Source organism: Burkholderia sp. BE17, from assembly GCF_009362305.1.
In the GTDB taxonomy this organism is placed as follows: Bacteria; Pseudomonadota; Gammaproteobacteria; order Burkholderiales; family Burkholderiaceae; genus Burkholderia; species Burkholderia pyrrocinia_C.
The window spans coordinates 31,314-49,141 of sequence record NZ_WHNU01000003.1; the positions used below are offsets into that span (position 1 = coordinate 31,314).

The 17,828-nt window shown below is 68.5% G+C and carries 15 protein-coding genes; 3 read left to right on the forward strand and 12 right to left on the reverse strand.

What is annotated here, in order from left to right:
- Nucleotides 1-53: 53 nt before the first annotated feature.
- The 3 genes from GD429_RS04060 to GD429_RS04070 all read right to left on the reverse strand — a co-directional run bounded on the left by GD429_RS04060 (nucleotide 54) and on the right by GD429_RS04070 (nucleotide 4,368).
- Nucleotides 54-1,955: a feruloyl-CoA synthase gene (locus GD429_RS04060; protein WP_152855790.1), complete on the reverse strand. Its 1,902-nt coding sequence runs from the start codon at nucleotides 1,953-1,955 to the stop codon at nucleotides 54-56.
- Between the two features lie 91 nt (nucleotides 1,956-2,046).
- On the reverse strand, nucleotides 2,047-3,498 hold the full coding sequence (locus tag GD429_RS04065; protein WP_152855791.1) for an aldehyde dehydrogenase: 1,452 nt from the start codon (nucleotides 3,496-3,498) through the stop codon (nucleotides 2,047-2,049).
- 42 nt (nucleotides 3,499-3,540) lie between these two features.
- Nucleotides 3,541-4,368, reverse strand: coding sequence for a p-hydroxycinnamoyl CoA hydratase/lyase (locus GD429_RS04070; RefSeq protein ID WP_152855792.1), 828 nt, complete (start codon nucleotides 4,366-4,368; stop codon nucleotides 3,541-3,543).
- Between the two features lie 170 nt (nucleotides 4,369-4,538).
- On the opposite strand from GD429_RS04070, the gene GD429_RS04075 reads away from it, so the two are divergent.
- Nucleotides 4,539-5,432, forward strand: a complete 894-nt coding sequence (locus tag GD429_RS04075; protein WP_152855793.1) for an amidohydrolase family protein — start codon at nucleotides 4,539-4,541, stop codon at nucleotides 5,430-5,432.
- A gap of 87 nt (nucleotides 5,433-5,519) precedes the next feature.
- On the opposite strand, the gene GD429_RS04080 is transcribed toward GD429_RS04075, so the two are convergent.
- The 8 genes from GD429_RS04080 to GD429_RS04115 form a co-directional block, all read right to left on the reverse strand.
- Nucleotides 5,520-6,422 (reverse strand): SMP-30/gluconolactonase/LRE family protein, encoded by a 903-nt coding sequence (locus GD429_RS04080; protein ID WP_152855794.1) that lies wholly within the window; start codon nucleotides 6,420-6,422, stop codon nucleotides 5,520-5,522.
- A gap of 58 nt (nucleotides 6,423-6,480) precedes the next feature.
- Nucleotides 6,481-7,494, reverse strand: coding sequence for an L-arabinose ABC transporter permease AraH (gene araH, locus GD429_RS04085; RefSeq protein WP_152855795.1), 1,014 nt, complete (start codon nucleotides 7,492-7,494; stop codon nucleotides 6,481-6,483).
- A gap of 31 nt (nucleotides 7,495-7,525) precedes the next feature.
- Complete coding sequence (gene araG, locus GD429_RS04090) at nucleotides 7,526-9,073, reverse strand: L-arabinose ABC transporter ATP-binding protein AraG (RefSeq protein WP_152855796.1); 1,548 nt, start codon at nucleotides 9,071-9,073, stop codon at nucleotides 7,526-7,528.
- Between the two features lie 20 nt (nucleotides 9,074-9,093).
- Nucleotides 9,094-10,107, reverse strand: coding sequence for an arabinose ABC transporter substrate-binding protein (locus tag GD429_RS04095; RefSeq protein ID WP_152855797.1), 1,014 nt, complete (start codon nucleotides 10,105-10,107; stop codon nucleotides 9,094-9,096).
- A 73-nt stretch (nucleotides 10,108-10,180) separates the two neighbouring features.
- Entirely contained in the window at nucleotides 10,181-11,110 is a 930-nt protein-coding gene (locus GD429_RS04100) for a Gfo/Idh/MocA family protein (protein ID WP_105390617.1), read from the reverse strand.
- A gap of 25 nt (nucleotides 11,111-11,135) precedes the next feature.
- Nucleotides 11,136-12,065 carry a dihydrodipicolinate synthase family protein gene (locus GD429_RS04105; protein ID WP_152855798.1) on the reverse strand — a complete coding sequence of 310 codons (930 nt, stop codon included), beginning with the start codon at nucleotides 12,063-12,065 and terminating at the stop codon, nucleotides 11,136-11,138.
- Between the two features lie 50 nt (nucleotides 12,066-12,115).
- A complete protein-coding gene (locus tag GD429_RS04110) occupies nucleotides 12,116-13,477 on the reverse strand; it encodes an MFS transporter (RefSeq protein WP_152855799.1) in 1,362 nt (453 codons plus the stop codon).
- Nucleotides 13,478-13,555: 78 nt separating this feature from the next.
- Nucleotides 13,556-15,307: an IlvD/Edd family dehydratase gene (locus GD429_RS04115; protein ID WP_152855800.1), complete on the reverse strand. Its 1,752-nt coding sequence runs from the start codon at nucleotides 15,305-15,307 to the stop codon at nucleotides 13,556-13,558.
- 114 nt (nucleotides 15,308-15,421) lie between these two features.
- Between GD429_RS04115 and GD429_RS04120 the strand changes: the two genes are divergently transcribed.
- Nucleotides 15,422-16,372, forward strand: coding sequence for a LysR family transcriptional regulator (locus GD429_RS04120; protein ID WP_152855801.1), 951 nt, complete (start codon nucleotides 15,422-15,424; stop codon nucleotides 16,370-16,372).
- A 120-nt stretch (nucleotides 16,373-16,492) separates the two neighbouring features.
- Here GD429_RS04120 and GD429_RS04125 read toward each other — a convergent pair whose 3' ends face one another.
- Nucleotides 16,493-16,969 (reverse strand): OsmC family protein, encoded by a 477-nt coding sequence (locus GD429_RS04125; protein WP_152855802.1) that lies wholly within the window; start codon nucleotides 16,967-16,969, stop codon nucleotides 16,493-16,495.
- Between the two features lie 141 nt (nucleotides 16,970-17,110).
- On the opposite strand from GD429_RS04125, the gene GD429_RS04130 reads away from it, so the two are divergent.
- On the forward strand, nucleotides 17,111-17,752 hold the full coding sequence (locus GD429_RS04130) for a GntR family transcriptional regulator (RefSeq protein WP_152855803.1): 642 nt from the start codon (nucleotides 17,111-17,113) through the stop codon (nucleotides 17,750-17,752).
- The last annotated feature ends 76 nt before the right edge of the window (nucleotides 17,753-17,828 follow it).

Sequence of the window (17,828 nt, forward strand, 5' to 3'; positions counted from 1 at the left end):
GCGCGCCTTATACGCCGCGTATCGCACCGGCGACGATCCGCGGCGTGCGCGCTTTATGCGCCGCGCGCCGCGCCGGCGACGATCACACCCGCGTCGGCCGCGTCGCGCGCGTACATCGCTTCGACCACGGCCGCGCGCTGCGTCAGCACCGCGCGCTGGTTGATCGACCCCTTGTCGGTGATTTCGCCGAGATCGAGCGACGGCGGCGTGTCGAGCAGGCACAGCCGCGCGATGAACGTCGCGCTGCCGGTCGCGTCGCGGTTCAGCCGCGCCAACAGGTCCGTGAAGAACGCGCGCACGGCCGGCGCCTGCAACACCGCGCGCAAGTCGGCGTCCGGCCCCGCGCCCGCGAGGCGGCGGCAATCGTCGACGCGCGGGAAGATCATCGCGCCGACGTCGTCGCGATTCATTCCTGTCACGACCGCGTCCTGCACATACGGCGCGCCGTTCGACACGATCCGCGCGCGCATCGGCCCGACGCTCACGAAGGTCCCCGACGACAGCTTGAAATCCTCGGCGATCCGGCCGTCGAACATCAGCCCGATCTCCGGACGCTGCGGATCGACGAAACGCACCGCATCACCGCTGCGGTAGTAGCCTTCGTCGTCGAACACCTCGCGCGCGTCGTCGTGGCCTGCGCGCCAGTAACCGGCCATCACGTTCGGCCCGCGGAAGCGCGCCTCGAGCTTGCCGTCGACCGGCACCAGCTTCGCGTCGCAGCCGGGCGCGGGCAGGCCGATGTAGCCGGCGCCCGACATCGGCCCGGTGGTGAACATGCACGACGGCGCGGCCTCGGTCATCCCGAGGCCCGCCATGATCCGGATGCGCTCGCCGCAGTGCGCGAGCGTCACGCGTTCGAGCCGGTCCCACGCGGCCTGCGACAGCCCCGCGCCCGCGAAGAAATACATCTTCACGCGCGAGAAGAAAGTCGCGCGCAGCGCAGCGTCCGTTTCGAGCGCGGCGGTCAGCTCCTCCCAGCCTTTCGGCACGTTGAAGTACACCGTCGGCGCGATCTCGCGCAGGTTGCGCAGCGTCTCGTCGAACTTGCCGGCGACCGGCTTGCCGTCGTCGATATACAGCGTGCCGCCGTTGTACAGCGCAATCCCGACGTTGTGGCTGCCGCCGAAGGTGTGATTCCACGGCAGCCAGTCGACCAGCACCGGCGGCTCGATGCCGAATTGCGGAAACGTTTCGAGCAGCATCTGCTGGTTGCTGCACAGCATCCGGTGCGTGGTCGGCACCGCCTTCGGCAGCCGCGTCGAACCGGACGTGAAGAGGAATTTCGCGATCGTATCGCCCGCGATCGCATCGTGCGCGGCGTCGACGCTGCCCGGCACGGTGTCGAGCAGCGACGCGAGGCGCGTGACGCCGTGCATCCCGTCCGCCGCCACGACCACGCGCTCGACGTCGGGCGGCACCGTCGCATCGAGCGCGGCGCGGAACGCATCGCCGTCGGCGGCAAACACCAGCCCCGGCGTCAGCAGCGCGAGCGCGTGGCGGAGCTTGCCGTAGTCGCTCGACACGAGCGAATACGCGGGCGACAACGGCGCATACGGAATGCCGGCCCACAGCGCGCCGAACGCGACCTGCAGGTGTTCGAGATCGTTGCCGGACAGGATCGCGACCGGCCGCTCGGCCGACAGCCCGCGATCGAGCAGCGCCTGGCCGATCGCGCGTGCGCGTTCGAGCATCTGCGCATAGCTGATGCCGATCCACGCGCCGTCGGGGCCGCGCCGCGCGACGAGCCAGCGGTCCGGGTGCGCTTGCGCACCGCTGACGAGCCGGTCGGTCAGCCGGCGCGGATACGCGCCGAGCGCGGTCGATGCACTCAGGGTCCAGCAGCCGTCGCGTTGCGCGATGTCGGGCGGTGCCGCACCGATCGCGACGGGGCGGTAGCCGGCGGGGGCCGGCTGCGCGGCGGCGATGCCGCGCAGTTGGGTCGGATCCGCATCCAAGGTCTGTCTCCAGTCGGTTCCGCCGGCGCGCTCGCAGCGCGCGGCGGGAACTTCATTGTGTCGTTGTCGTAGCCGCTGCGCGGCGGCCCGCTCAGATCGGGTAGTGGCGCGGCGCGGTCTGCACGGTGATCCAGCGCAGGTCGGTGAATTCGACGATCGACGCCTTGCTGCCGAACCGGCCGTAGCCGCTCGCCTTCACGCCGCCGAACGGCATCTGCGCCTCGTCGTGCACGGTCGGGCCGTTGATGTGGCAGATGCCCGACTCGATCCGTTTCGCGACCTGCATCGCGCGTGCGATGTCGCGGCTGAACACCGCGGCCGACAGCCCGTATTCGCTGTCGTTCGCGGCCGCAAGCGCCGCTTCGTCGCCGTCGACGCGCTGCACGGTCACGACCGGCCCGAACGATTCGTCCGCGTAGAGCTTCATGTCGCGCGTGACACCATCGACGATCGTCGGCTGCATCACCGCGCCGTCGACTTCGCAGCCGAGCGGCAACGCCGCGCCGTGCGCGCGCGCATCGGCGACCAGCGCCGCGATGCGCTGCGCGGCCGCCGCGCTTTCCAGCGTGCCGAGCACGACACCCGGTGCGGCCGGGTTGCCGGCCTTCAGCGTACGCGCCTTCGCGACGAGCCGCTCGACGAACGCATCGGCGACTTTCCGGTCGACGATCACACGCTCGGTCGACATGCAGATCTGGCCCTGGTTGAAGAACGCGCCGAACGCGACCGCGTCGACCGCCGCGTCGAGATCCGCGTCGTCGAGCACGAGCACCGGCGCCTTGCCGCCGAGTTCGAGCAGCGCCGGCTTCAGGTGCTGCGCGGCGAGCGTCGCGACGATCCGGCCGACACGCGTCGACCCCGTGAAGTTGACGCGCCGCACCGCCGGGTTCGCGATCAGCCGTTCGACGATCGCGGGGGCGTCCTGCGGCGCATGCGTGATCACGTTGACGACGCCGTCGCCGAGCCCCGCGTCATGCAGCACGCTGCCGATCAGCCGGTGCACGCCCGGGCAGCCTTCGGACGCCTTCAGCACGACCGTGTTGCCGCACGCGAGCGGCATCGCGAGCGCGCGGGTCGCGAGGATCACCGGCGCGTTCCATGGCGCGATGCCGAGCACGACGCCGCACGGCTGGCGCACGGCCATCGCGAGGCTGCCCGGTACATCGGACGGGATCACCGCACCGTCGATCTGCGTCGTCATCGCGGCGGCCTCGCGCAGCATGTTCGCCGCGAGCATCACGTTGAAGCCGTACCAGTTCGCCATCGCGCCGGTTTCCGCGCGGCCGGTCTCGATGAATTCGCCGGCGCGCGCGTCCATCCGGTCGGCCGCCGCGAGCAGGCGCCGGCGGCGCTTGGTCGGCGCGAGCGCCGCCCACGCGGGAAACGCGCGCGCGGCCGCCGCGACCGCGGCATCCGCATCGGCGAGCGTCGCCGCGGCGGCGCGCGACGCCACCTGTCCCGTCGCCGGGTCGATCCGGTCGAACGTGCCGCCATCCGACGCGCCGCGCGACACGCCGTCGATCAACAAACTCACTTCGTGCATTTCGCTGTCTCCGCTCTGTCCGGTTGCGTGCCGCGTCGCGCGTCAGCGCTTGTACGCCTGCAGGCCCGGCTTGATGCTCTTGTCGTCGAGGAACTGCTTGAGGCCCTGCTCGCGGCCGCCTTCCGGATCGCGATAGTTCGCCTGGTCGAGCTTCGCGTACAGGTAGTCCTCGTTCTGCTCCCACGTCAGTTCGCGGCAGCGCTTGAAGCCGTGCTTCGCATTGCGGATCACGACCGGATTCTTGTCGAGCAGCTTCGCGGCGAGTGCAAGCACTTCGTCGCGCAGTTGCGCACGCGGCACGCTCTTGTTGACGAGCCCCATCTTCGCGGCCTGCGGCCCGGTGAAGGTGTCGCCGGTCATGATGTAGTACAGCGCCTCGCGATGCCCGACCGTATCCGCCATCGCCTTGCTGACGAGGTTGCCCGGCGGGATGCCCCAGTTGATCTCCGACAGGCCGAACACGGCTTCGTCAGCCGCGATCGCGAGATCGCATGCGACGAGCGGCGAGAAGCCGCCGCCGAAACACCAGCCGTTGACCATCGCGATCGTCGGCTTCGAATACATGCGCAGCAGTTGCCACTGCCAGCGGCTCGCGTCGCGGCGGATCTTTTCCTGCAGGATCTCCGGGCCCGCGTCCACTTCGCGGAAATACTCCTTCAGGTCCATCCCGGCCGTCCATGCGTCCCCCTCGCCGGTCAGCACGAGCACCTGCGCTTCGGCGTCGAGCTCGACCGCTTCCAGCACGTCGATCATCTCCTTATTCAGCGTCGGGCTCATCGCGTTGCGCTTGTCCGGACGATTCAGCGACACCCACGCGATCCCGCCCTCGACAGCGACCTTCACCGTTTTCCAGCGACCTTCGTAACTCATCTTCGTTCTCCAATGACAGTGCCGCCCTGCGCGACTCGACGCCAATTTACTATCAGGTAACCTGATATGTAAAGTAGAATGGAAGCGGCTCGGGACAAACCCCTAAACGGGCACGAACGCGCGGTTTCGCGCCGCGCGGCGCCTGCCCTTCACAACATGAGGAGACACGCTTGGACGTCCGCAACCTGATCGCCATCGACACGCACGTGCATGCCGAAGTGTCGTGCTGCCAGCCGCCCGACCTGTTCGCGAAGGCATTCGACGACGCGGCCGACAAGTACTTCGGCACGGTGCTGAAGCAGGGCCGCCGGCCGACGATTCCGGAGACGATCGCGTATTACCGCGAGCGCCGCATCGGCTTCGTGATGTTCACCGTCGACTGCGAGACGAACATCGGCCGGCGCCGCATTCCGAACGAGGAGATCGCGCAATTCGCGCAGGACAACGCCGACGTCATGATCGCGTTCGCGAGCATCGACCCGCACAAGGGCCGCTTCGGCGCGCGCGAAGCACGCCGCCTGATCGAAGAACACGGCGTGAAGGGCTTCAAGTTCCACCCGACGATGCAGGGATGCTTTCCGAACGACCGGCTCGCGTATCCGATCTACGAGGTGATCGCCGAACACGGGCTGCCGGCCGTGTTCCACAGCGGCCATTCGGGGATGGGATCGGGCATGCGCGGCGGCGGCGGGCTGCGTCTGAAGTACTCCGAACCGATCCATCTCGATGACGTCGCGGCCGACTTTCCGGACATGAAGATCGTGATCGCGCACCCGTCGTGGCCGTGGCAGGAGCAGGCGCTGTCGATCGCGCTGCACAAGCCGAACGTCTACATCGACCTGTCGGGATGGTCGCCGAAGTATTTCTCGCCGGAGCTGGTCAAGTATGCGAACACGCTGCTCAGGCACAAGGTGCTGTTCGCGTCGGATTTTCCGCTGATACGGCCGGATCGATGGCTGGAGGATTTCAACGGCGCCGGGTTCCGGCCCGACGTGCACCCGCTGATCCTGAAGGACAACGCGGTGGCGTTGCTGGGGCTGGGGCTCGACGCGCCGCGCGAGTGACGCGCCGAGTGGTGAATGCGCCGATCGAGGCGCGGCGGTCGGCGCGGTCGTGCGCCGATGGCGCGTCCGCCGGCCGCGCCGTGGCGCTCAGGTTGCGCGCTTCGGCATGAACCGCGCGGTCGGCAGCCCCGCATGCCGCGTCTGCGCGACGAACACGCCGCCCGCATGCGCGTCGCTTGCCAGCGCGTCGTCGCTCAACCCGACGCGCGCGCTCGTCACGTACAGGCGGCCTTCGCCGTCGAGCGCCGCGCAGCTCGGCTGCGCGGTCGGTACGTCGACACGCTCCGTCTCGACGCCGTCCGGCCCGTAGCGCACCACCCGCCGTCCGCCCCACTGCGCGTTCCACAGGCCGCCGTCACGATCGATCGTCGAGCCGTCCGGGTCGCCGGCCGCATCGGTCAGGCGCGCGAACGGCCGCACGTTCGCGACGTCGCCGCCCGCGCGGTAATCGCAGACGAAAATCTCGCGCACCAGCGAATCGCAGAAATACATCTTCGAACCGTCCGGCGAGAACGCGATGCTGTTCGCGATCGCCGCCGGCGGCAACGCGAGCCGTTCGAGCGTGAGGTCCGGATTGAGCCGGTAGAAACCGCCGACCGCGCGCGGCGGCTCGCCGCCTTCGTCCTTCATCCCGAACACGAACGCGCCGAACGGATCGCAGCGGCCGTCGTTCAGCCGGGTCGGCAGGTCGGATTCGACTTCGACGATCCGCGTGAACGCACCGCTGCGCAGGTCGAAGAACGCGAGATGCGTCGCGAGCCCGACGAGCAGCACGTCCGGATCGTCGGTCAGCGCGAAACACGCGAGCCGCTCGGGCATCGGCCAGTGCGCGAGGTCGGAACCGTCCGCGCGGCATCGCCACAACCGCGCGCCTTCGATGTCCGTCCAGTACAGCGCCTGTGTCGCATCGCACCACGTCGCGCCTTCGCCGAGCGCGTTGCGGCTGTCGGCCAGCAGCGTCGCCGACGCGGCCGGATGAGTCTGTTGCATGCCGTCTCCCGATATCTGTCGCATATATCCATCGCTTTCGCGGGCGGCGCGCTGCCGGTCAGATCTTCATCGCGCGCCGCTGGTTGCGACGATACTGGTCGAACAGCACCGCGAGCAACAGAATTCCGCCGCGTATCAGATATTGGTAAAAGGTCGGTACGTTCAGCAGGCTCATCGCATCCTGCACGGAGCCCATGATCAGCACGCCGACCAGCACGCCGGAAATCGTCGCGACGCCGCCCGTCAGCGACACGCCGCCGAGCACGCACGCGGAGATCACGCCGAGTTCGAGGCCGACCGACGTCTTCGGATCGCCGAGGCTCATCCGCGACGCGAGCATCACGCCGGCAAAGCCCGTCACGAGCCCCTGCAGCACGAACACGGTGATCTTGATGCGCATCACCGGCAGCCCCGCGAGCAGCGCGGCCTCGCCGTTGCCGCCGACGGCGAGCACGTTCTTGCCGAACACCGTCTTGCGCAGCAGGAAGCCGAACACGACGAAGCCGATGATGTTGCTCCAGATCGGATACGAGATGCCGAGGAACGAACCCGACCCGAGTTCGAAGAAGCGTTCCTCGGAGATCATCACCGCGTCGCCGTTCGACGTGATGAACGCGAGCCCGCGCACGACTTCCATCATCGCGAGCGTGACGATCAGCGAATTGATCCGGTAGCGCGCGATCAGCACGCCGTTGACGAGCCCGACCGCGCCGCCCGCGAGCACGCCGGCCGCGGTGCCGAACAGCACGCTGTGCGTCGCGGTGATCAGCGTCGACGCGACGACGCCCGAGAACGCGACGATCGACGCGACCGACAGGTCGACCTCGCCGAGCGCGAGCACGAACATCATCGTCACCGCGATCGAGCCGATCAGCGTGACCGACAGCAGCAGGCCCTGGATGTTGCGCGGCGTGAGGAAGTCCGGCACCGTCAGCGACAGCGTCGCGAACAGCACGAGAAACACCATCACGATGCCGGAGCGGTTGATCAGTTGCCACACGCCGCCGCGCGCCCTCATGGGAGCGGCATCGGGGGACGGGGAAGTACGTTGGGGTTGCATTGCCTGGCTCATATCTTTTGCATTCCGGTTGAACAGCAAGCCGCTAGCGCGGCAGCGCGAGCTTGATCAGCGCATCGGGCGTCGCCTGCGCCTTCTCCACTTCGCCCGCGATCCGTCCTTCCTTCATCACGATGATCCGGTCCGACACGCCGATCACTTCGGCCAGATCGCTCGACACGAGGATCACCGTGCGGCCCGCTTCCGCGAGTTCGTAGAACAGGTTGTAGATTTCCGCGCGCGCGCCGACGTCGATGCCGCGCGTCGGCTCGTCCATCAGGAACACGTCGATGCGTTCGGCCAGCCAGCGCGCCAGCACGACCTTCTGCTGGTTGCCGCCGGACAGCGCGCCGATCGGCGTGTCGCCGTCGCGGGTCTTGATCGCGAGCCGCTCGATGTAGCTTTGCGCGAGCTCGCGCTCGCGCCGCGTGTCGAGCAGCATGCGCGCCGGGCTGAAATGCCGGCGCGCGCTGATGTTCAGGTTGTCGGCCACCGACGCGATCGCGACGATGCCTTCCTGCTTGCGGTCTTCCGGGCACAGCGCGATGCCGGCGCGCACCGCGTCGCGCGGGCTGGCAAACGCGACGCGCCGCCCGCCCAGCTCGACGTGCCCGGCGCTCGGGCGCACCGCGCCGTACAGCAGCTTCATCAGCTCCGAACGGCCCGCGCCGACGAGCCCGAAGAAGCCGACGATTTCGCCGCGCCGCGCGGTGAACGACACGGGCTCGGACAGCCCGGGCCCCGCCAGCCCCTTCGCCTCGATCAGCACGTCGCCGGCCGCGCGCGGCCGGTAGCCGTACACGTCCTCGATCGAGCGGCCGACCATGCAGCCGATCAGCCGGTCTCGGTCGAGATCGGCGACCGAATCGAACGTGTCGATCCGGCGGCCGTCGCGAAACACGGTCACGCGGTCGCACAGTTCGTAGACTTCCTCCATCCGGTGCGTGACGTAGATGATCGCGCGGCCTTCCGCACGCAGCGCGCGGATGATCCGGAACAGCTGCGTGGTCTCGCGCGCGGACAGCGAGCTCGTCGGTTCGTCGAACGCGATCACGCGCGCGTCGCGCATCAGCGCCTTGCCGATCTCGATCATCTGGCGCTGGCCGATCGACAGGTACTTCACCGGGATGCCCGGATCGATATGCTCGCCGAGCCGCTCCAGCGCATCGAGCGCACGCGCGGCGAGCGTGCGCTCGTCGACCACGCCGAGCCGGCTCGGCAACTGCCCGAGCATCAGGTTCTCGGCGACCGTCAGCTCGGGCACCAGATGCAGCTCCTGGTAGATGATCGCGATGCCGGCCTCGAGCGCGGCGCGCGTCGACGCGAAGCGCTGCACCGTGCCGTTCAGCGTCAGCGTGCCGGACTGCGGCTGGTTCACGCCGGACAGCACTTTCAGCAGCGTCGATTTCCCCGCGCCGTTCTCGCCCATCAGCCCGTGCACTTCGCCCGCGCGCACCGACAGCGACACGGCGTCGAGCGCGCGCACGCCCGGGAACGTCACCGTGATGCCGTCGAGCGCGAGCAGCGGGCCGGCGGCCGCGCCGGTTTCAGCGTCGTCGTGGCGGGACACGGCCGTCATCGTCTGCGTCGTCATTGCGTTTTCGCCCCGCGTGCTCAGATGCCGAGTTCGGCGCGCACGGCCTGCCAGTTCGCGCGCGTCATCAGCTTGCCGCTCGTCTGCGTGTCGGCCGCCGGCGTCTTGCCGTTGCGGATCCAGTCGACGAGATTCTGCGTGCTGTCCTTGCCGTGGTTCGTCGAGCTGACCGCGATCGTCCCGTAGAAGCCGGTCGGCTCCTTCTTCTGGAACTCGGCGAACGCTTCGCCCGCGCCGTTGATGCCGACGCCGATCACGTCGGCCGCCGGGATGTGCAGCTGTTCGGTCGCACGCACCGCGCCGAGCACGGTTTCCTCGTTCAGCGCGTAGACCACCCATTTCTTCACGTTCGGATGCCGCGCGAGCACCGGCGCGGCCGCGCTGAAGCCGCCTTCGTCGTCGGTCGTCTTCTGCGGCGCGTCGAAGATGTTCTCCTTGCGAAAGCCGTTAGCGAGCAGCGCCTGCGTCGCGCCGTCGGTGCGCAGCTTCGCGGTCGGCAGCTCATAGTTGGTGATCCGCAGCGCGCCGACTTCCTCGGGCTTCCAGCCGCGACGCTTCATCTCGTCGGAAATCGCCTGGCCGACCTGGTTGCCGATCTTGATCGCCGACATCCCGAGGTGCGGCACGTTCGCGAGCGGCTTGCCGCTCGAATCGACGAGCTGGTCGTCGACCGTCACGAACTTCATGTTGTAGCGCTTCGCGCGCGAGGTAATCGCCGGGCCGAGGCGCACGTCGGGTGCGCAGATCACGAAGCCCTGCGCGCCCTGCGAACCGAGGTTGTCGATCGCGGCCAGCACCTTCTCGCCGTCGGGCGTGCCGATCTTCACGACCGAGAAATTCTCTTTCTGGCCGAGCGCGGACGCCGCGTTCTGCTCGTTGATGAACCATGCCTGCTCGGGCATCTTCACCAGGAAGCCGATCTTCAGCGGCGCGTCGGCGCGCGCGGCGCCCTGCATGCCGAGCGGCGCGATGCAAAGCGCGGCCAGCAGCGCGCGCAGGGTGTGTCGGCGAATCGTGTGAGTCGTGCGGGTCATGTGGTGTCTCCTGGTATCGACTTGGGTCTTCATCATTTGTCGTGCGCGGTCGCTGCGAAGCGCGCCGGCACGTTCAGCGGCCGAACGCGTCGGTCTGGACGCGCCGGCCGAACAGAAACGCGTCGGCGACGAGCCGCAGCGGCCGCACGTCGACGTCGCTTTCGCCGCGCGCGATCAGCGCGCGGAACTGTGCGTAGAGCGCAGGATACTCGCGCTCGGGGCCGATCTCGACCGGCTCGCCGTTAATCGACAATTGCGCGCCGCCTCGGCTGATCGCGAGCACGCCGTCGGCCGTATCGACCGCGATCTCCCATTGCTCGACCGGGCCGTGCCGCCAGTCGAATTCCGCGCGCACGGGCACGCCGTCGGTATCCGCGCAATCGAGTTCGGCCGCGATCGGCGTCTGCACGTCGCTCGGCACGAACAGCGTCGCCTCGCGCAGCACGAGCTCGCGCGGCAGGATCCGCGTGACGATCGACAGCGCGTTGATGCCCGGATCGAACACGCCGAGGCCGCCGGGCTCCCAGATCCACTGCTGCCCCGGATGCCAGCGCCGCACGTCCTCCTTCCAGCGCACCTGCACCGCGCGGATCGTGCGCGTCGCGAGCCACGCACGTGCGGGCTCCACCGCGCTCGCGCAGCGCGAATGCCAGGTCGCGAACAGCGTGAGGCCGCGCTCGCGCGCGAGCGCCTCCAGCACGGCCACTTCGCCGAGCGTCGCGCCCGGCGGCTTCTCGAGCATCACGTGCTTGCCGGCTTCGAGCGCCGCGCGCGCCTGAGCGTAGCGAACTTGCGGCGGTGCGCACAGCGACACCGCGTCGAGCTCGCGCTCGGCGGCCAGCAGCGCGCGGAGATCCTGATAGTTGCGTACACCGGCGACTTCCGCGTGGCGGCTCGCGCACGCAGTCAGCGCGAAGCCCGGTTCGGCGGCGATCGCCGGAAGATGCTGGTCGCGCGCGATCTTGCCGATCCCGACGACGCCCAGCGAAACCTGCTTGCTCATGGTCCATTCCTCCTTCGCGAATCGCTCAGTGTGCCCAGCGCAGCACGAGCGGATCGAGCCGGCGCGCGATCGCGAGCAGTTCCGCGCGCGTGTCCGGATGCAGTTCCGGCATCGGATGCCGTGGCCGCTCGCACGCGATCACGCCGCCTTCGCGCATCAGCGCCTTCGCGGTGAGGATCCCGGACTGGCGGTTCTCGTGATTGATCAGCGGCAGCCATGCCTGGTAGCGCGCGTACGCGTCGTCGTGGCGCCCTTCGCGCCATGCCTCGAGGATCGGCCGGATGCCGTCCGGAAACCCGCCGCCCGTCATCGCGCCGGTCGCGCCCGCATGGAGGTCGGCGAGCAGCGTGATCGCCTCCTCGCCGTCCCACGGCCCCTCGATCGCATCGCCGCCGAGCCGGATCAGCTCGCGCAGCTTGTTCGCCGCGCCGGGCGTCTCGATCTTGAAGTACGCGACCTGCTCGATCTCCCGCGCCATCCGCGCGAGGAACGGCGCCGACAGCGCGGTGCCGCTCGCGGGCGCGTCCTGGATCATGATCGGGATTTCGATCGCGTCGGACACGCGCGCATAGAAATCGAAGATCTGCGCTTCGGGCACGCGAAACGTCGCGCCGTGATACGGCGGCATCGCCATCACCATCGCCGCGCCGAGCTGCTGCGCGCGCAGGCTGCGCGCCGCGCACACCTGCGTGCTGTAGTGCGACGTCGTGACGATCACCGGCACGCGGCCCGCCACGTGTTCGAGGATCGTGCGCGTGAGCACGTCGCGCTCGTCGTCGGTGATCGCGAACTGCTCGGAGAAGTTCGCGAGGATGCACAGCCCGTCCGAGCCCGCGTCGATCATGAAATCGACCGCGCGCTTCTGGCTCGCGAGGTCGAGCTCGCCGGTGTCGGAAAACGTCGTCGGGACGACGGGGAAGATGCCGCGATAGCGCGGCGTGCTGCTCGATGTCATGTTCTGGTCCTGCGTCGGTCGAAGCGGCATTCAGCCGGAAAACAATGCGTTCAGGATTCGCGGGCGAGCGCGCCCGCGGCCGGCTGCGGCGCGCGCAGCGTCGCGCGGACCACGAACGTGATCAGCACCGCGAACAGCAGCGTCGCCGCGAGGAAATACAGGCCGGCCGCGAGGCTGCCGGTCGACTGCTTGATCAGGCCGATGCCGTACGGCCCGACATAACCGCCGAGATTCGCGAGCGAATTGATCGCGGCGATGCCGACCGCCGCGCTCGTCCCGGTCAGGAATTCGCCGGGCAGCGCCCATACGACGGCCTGGATCGAGTAAAGCGAGAAAGCCGTGAGGCAGATGAACAGGAACTGCAGTGCAGGCTGCCGCGCCCATGCGCTGGCGGCCATCGTCAGCGCCGCGGCGGCCGACACGACGACGATGTGCCAATAGCGTTCGCGCGTGCGATCCGAATGACGCGGCACGACCAGCAGCCCGACCACCGCGAACAGGTACGGCACGGCGGATAGCAGGCCGGTGGCCGTGTCGCCCACGCCGAACGCGTGAATGATCGTCGGCAGCCACAGCGACAACCCGTAGATGCACAGCGGGAACGGCAGGAACAGCGCCGCGAGCAGCAGCACGCGCCGGTCGGCCAGCGTGGCGAGCGGATTGCGGTGCGCGTCGGGGCGGTACGTGTCGCGATCGGCGGCGAGCTGGCGCGCGATCCAGTGCCGCTCGTCGTCGTTCAGCCAGCGCGCGCGGTCCGGCGATTCGGGCAGCAGCCGCAACGTCGGCCACACGAGCAGCACGGCCGGCAGGCCGCTGACGACGAACAGCGTCTGCCAGTTCGACAGCCCGAACAGCCCGTGCGTCGACAGCAGCCAACCCGCGAGCGGCCCCGTCACGATGCCGGCGATCGGCTGCGCGAGCACGAGCAGCCCGATCACGCGTGCGCGGCCGCGCATCGGAAACCACTGCGTGAGGAAATACAGGATGCCCGGATACAGGCCGGCTTCGGCCGCGCCGAGCAGGAAGCGCAACGCATAGAAACTGGCCGGCCCCTGCACGAGCGCCATCGCCATCGTGATCACGCCCCACGTCGCGAGAATGCGCGCGAACCACACGCGTGCGCCGAAGCGGCCGAGCGCGAGATTGCTCGGCACCTCGCACAGGAAATAGCCGATGAAGAACAGGCCCGCGCCGAGCCCGTACGCCGCGTCGCTCAGGCCGACGGCCGCGTTCATGTGCAGCTTCGCGAAGCCGACGACCGTGCGGTCGACATAGGCCACCACGTAGATCAACGCGAGAAACGGCACCAGCCTGCGCGTGAGCGTGCGCATCAACTGCCGTTCGTCGACGGCGGCCGACGGGCCGGATTGAGCCGCGGCCGGTGTCGCGGACGGGTGCTGCGTCGTCGTCATCGTGTCTCCATGGGGGGCTGCGCCAGCGTCGTCGCCGGTCTGTCCTGCTTCACCTGTGCCGCGTTTCGCGCATGCCGCTCAATGCGAATGGCTCGGCACGTCCGCGCCGCGCGTGCCGACCAGGAAGTCGAGGTCGCACCCCTCGTCGGCCTGCAGCACGTGATCGATATACAGCCGCGCGTAGCCGCCCTTGCCGTGCTGGCCGGCCACGCCCGGCGCCGCGGTCGGATCGACATCCGACAGGCGGCGCTGCAGTTCGTCATCCGTGATGTCGAGATGCAGCGTGCCGGCCTCGCAGTCGAGTTCGATCCAGTCGCCGTTGCGCACCGCCGCGAGCGGCCCGCCTGCAGCTGCCTCCGGCGCGACGTGCAGCACGACCGTGCCGTACGCGGTGCCGCTCATCCGCGCGTCGGAAATCCGCACCATGTCCTTCACGCCCTGGCGCAGCAGCTTCGGCGGCAGCCCCATGTTGCCGACCTCGGCCATCCCCGGATAACCGCGCGGCCCGCAGTTCTTCAGCACGAGCACGGAGCTCGCGTCGACGTCGAGCGCTTCGTCGTTGATCGTGGCCTTGTAGTGTTCGAGGTTCTCGAACACGACCGCGCGGCCGCGATGCTTGAGCAGCTCGGGGCTCGCCGCCGACGGCTTCAGCACCGCGCCGCGCGGCGCGAGATTGCCGCGCAGGATGCGGATGCTGCCGTCCGCGATCAGCGGCCGGTCGAGCGGACGGATCACTTCATCGTCGTAGTTCGGCGCTTCGCGCACGTTGTCCCACAGCGACTTGCCGTTCACCGTCAATGCGTCGGGGTTCGGCAGCAGCCCGCCTTCGCCGAGCCGGCGCAGCACGGCCGGCAGCCCGCCCGCGTAATAGAACTCCTCCATCAGGAAGCGCCCCGACGGCATCAGGTCGACGATCGTCGGCGTGTCGCGGCCGATGCGCATCCAGTCCTCGAGTTCGAGCGGCACGCCGATGCGGCCCGCGATCGCCTTCAGGTGAATCACCGCATTGGTCGAGCCGCCGATCGCCGCGTTCGCGCGGATCGCGTTCTCGAACGCGGCGCGCGTCAGCACCTTCGACAGCACGAGCCCTTCGAGCGCCATCTCGACGATGCGGATGCCCGACATGTGCGCGAGCACGTAGCGGCGCGAATCGACGGCCGGAATCGCCGCGTTGTGCGGCAGCGTGACGCCGAGCGCCTCGGCCATGCACGCCATCGTCGACGCGGTGCCCATCGTGTTGCAGGTGCCGGCCGAGCGCGACATGCCGGCTTCGGCCGACAGGAAGTGATGCACGTCGATCTCGCCGGCCTTCAGCGCCTCGTGCAGCTGCCATACGGCCGTGCCCGAACCGATGTTCTTGCCTTCGAGCTTGCCGTTCAGCATCGGCCCGCCCGACACGACGATCGCCGGCACGTCGCAGCTCGCCGCGCCCATCAGCAGCGCGGGCGTCGTCTTGTCGCAGCCGGCGAGCAGCACGACCGCGTCGATCGGGTTGCCGCGAATCGCCTCCTCGACGTCCATCGACGCGAGGTTGCGCGTGAGCATCGCCGACGGCCGCAGGTTCGATTCGCCGTTCGAGAACACCGGGAACTCGACCGGGAAACCGCCCGCTTCGGAGATCCCGCGCTTCACGTGCTCGGCGAGCTTGCGGAAGTGCGCGTTGCACGGCGTCAGTTCGGACCACGTGTTGCAGATGCCGATGACCGGCCGGCCGTCGAACTCGTGATCGGGGATGCCCTGGTTCTTCATCCAGCTTCGGTACATGAAGCCGTTCTTGTCGTTCGTGCCGAACCATTGGGTGGAGCGCAGCCTGGGTTTTGTTGCCGACATCGTCAGTCCTGTGGTGACGGGATACCGGCGCAGTCTAGGCAGAATTTTGATAACTCGCTAATGACGTTTTGAGCGATTACGATATCGATTCCGATATCGATATAAACCCGTACGATGACTGACGCCAGCCCGTGGGGCAACCGCAACCGCCTGAAGACCCGCCAGCTCCTGCTGGTCGTCGCGCTCGCCGACGAAGGCAGCATTCATCGCGCGGCGGCCGCGCTGAACATGACGCAGCCGGCCGCGTCGAAGCTGCTGCGCGAACTCGAGGAATCGATCGGCGCGGTGCTGTTCGAGCGCCTGCCGCGCGGGATGCGGCCGACGCTGTACGGCGACGCGCTGATCCGCCACGCGCGCGCGGCGCTCGGCAGCCTCGACCAGGCGCGCGAGGAACTGGCCGCGCTGAAGGCCGGCCATCTCGGGCATGTGGCGGTGGGCGCGATCACGTCGCCCGGCCTGCGGCTCGTGCCGCCGGCCGTCGCCGCCGTGAAGGGCACGCATGCGGGCCTGCACGTATCGGTCGAAATCGACACCAGCAACGTGCTGCTCGAACATCTCGCGCAGGACAAGATCGACATCGTGCTCGGCCGGCTCTCGGCCGAACACGACAAGCTGCGGCTGCGCTACGAGCCGCTGACGGGCGAGACGGTGGCCGCGGTCGTGCGGCCCGGCCATCCGCTGCTCGCGCTCGCGCCGGTGTCGCTCGCGGACGTGCAGCGCGCCGCGTGGGTCGTGCCGCCGGCCGGCAGCGTGCTGCGCCATCGCTTCGAGCTCGTGTTCCAGCGTGCGAGCCTCGCGCCGCCGGCGAATCTCGTCGAGACGTCCGCGCTGCTGTTCATCACGCAGCTGCTCGAACAGAGCGACATGATCGCGGTGCTGGCCGAGGACGTCGCGCGCTACTACGCGCGACACGGGATCGTCACGGTGCTGCCGCTGGAGATGGATTGCCGGATGGACGATTTCGGGATCATCACGCGCACCGACCGGCTGCATTCGCCGGCCGTCACGGTGATGGCCGATGCGATCCGCGCGGCTGCGCGGGAGGTTTACGGCGTCGCGCTGTGACGACGCGGCGGAGGGCGCTGCCCGCTCGTGTCGATTTCTTCTTCGTGCACGAAGCGGGGCGCCATGCCTGCATTGCCGGCGTAGTAGAAAAGCTTCATCGCCGTTTCCCTTGCCGACGCGTCACGACGCAGCAAACTCGATCACCGGTTCGCAGCGGATCGGGAAGTTGACCGAGTTCGCGACATAGCACTTCGCGTGCGCATCATGATGCAGGCGTTCCGCCCGCTCGCGATCGTCGCCGGCCTGGATGGTCACGTGCGGGCGCAGCACGATTTCGGTAAAGCGTCCTTCGTCGGGACTGTCGAGCATCGTTCCTTCCGCGTTGTCGACATAGGCGAGCACGCGGATGCCCGCTTCGGAACACAGATGCAGATACCAGAGCTTGTGGCACGCCGATGCCGAGGCCAGCAGCAGGTCTTCCGGGTTCCAGCGCGATGCGTCGCCGCGGAAGGCCGCATCCGACGAACCGGGAATGTCCGGCTTCGAACCGGCACGGATCACATGATCGCGGCCATACTCGCGATACCCCGACGTGCCGGTGCCGCGGTTGCCCGTCCACTGCACCGCGACGCGATACTTGTGTTCGCCAGATGCCATCTCGCTCTCCATTTCCATTGATATCGGTTGCCTCGACCGGACCGGATTTCATTTCAAGGAGCCCGCCAGTGCTCGCCATTGTGGCACCGGATTTCCGTTTGGTATACCATTATTCCAAATTGAAGTGAGGAACACCCAGGCATGGAAGCCAAACTCGACTCCACGGCGGACGCGGTGGCCGCATCGCTGCGGGAGATGATCGTCAACGGCGAACTGGAAGCCGGCGAGCGGCTCGTCGAGCGCGACCTGGCCGACCGCTTCGGCATCAGCCGGATTCCGATGCGCGAAGCGATCCAGCGCCTGGAACGCGAAGGATTGCTGGACATCTTCAGGAATCGCGGCGCCGTCGTGCGCATGCTGAGCGCGTCGGACGTGCAGGAAATCTACGATCTGCGCGCGCTGCTCGAAGGCGATGCGATCTACCGGAGCGTGAAGCGGCTCGACGACGAGACGCTCGCGCGCGCCGGACTCGTCCATCGCCTGCTCGGCGACGCGGCCGTGCCGCGCCGGCAGGGAGAACTGAACCGCGAATTCCACGCGTTGCTGTATTCGTGCTGCGGCAACGCGCGGCAGTTGAAGACGATCGGCGAACTGCGCAGCCAGGTTGAACGCTACGAGCGCCTGCAGGCCACGCTGCTCGCGGATACGCCGTCGTTCCAGGTCGAGCACGAGGAGATCCTGCAGGCGTGCCGCGAGCGCAATGCGCGCGCCGCCCGTTCGATGACGGTCGCGCATCTCGAATCGGCCAGAAGCATCGTGATGCGACTCGTCGAAGGCGGTTGAGGCCGGCACTGCGTTTGCCGTTTTTCACACCGCACGCGGCTGCGCGCCGGGCCGCGCCGATTGCGTCGGCAAACTC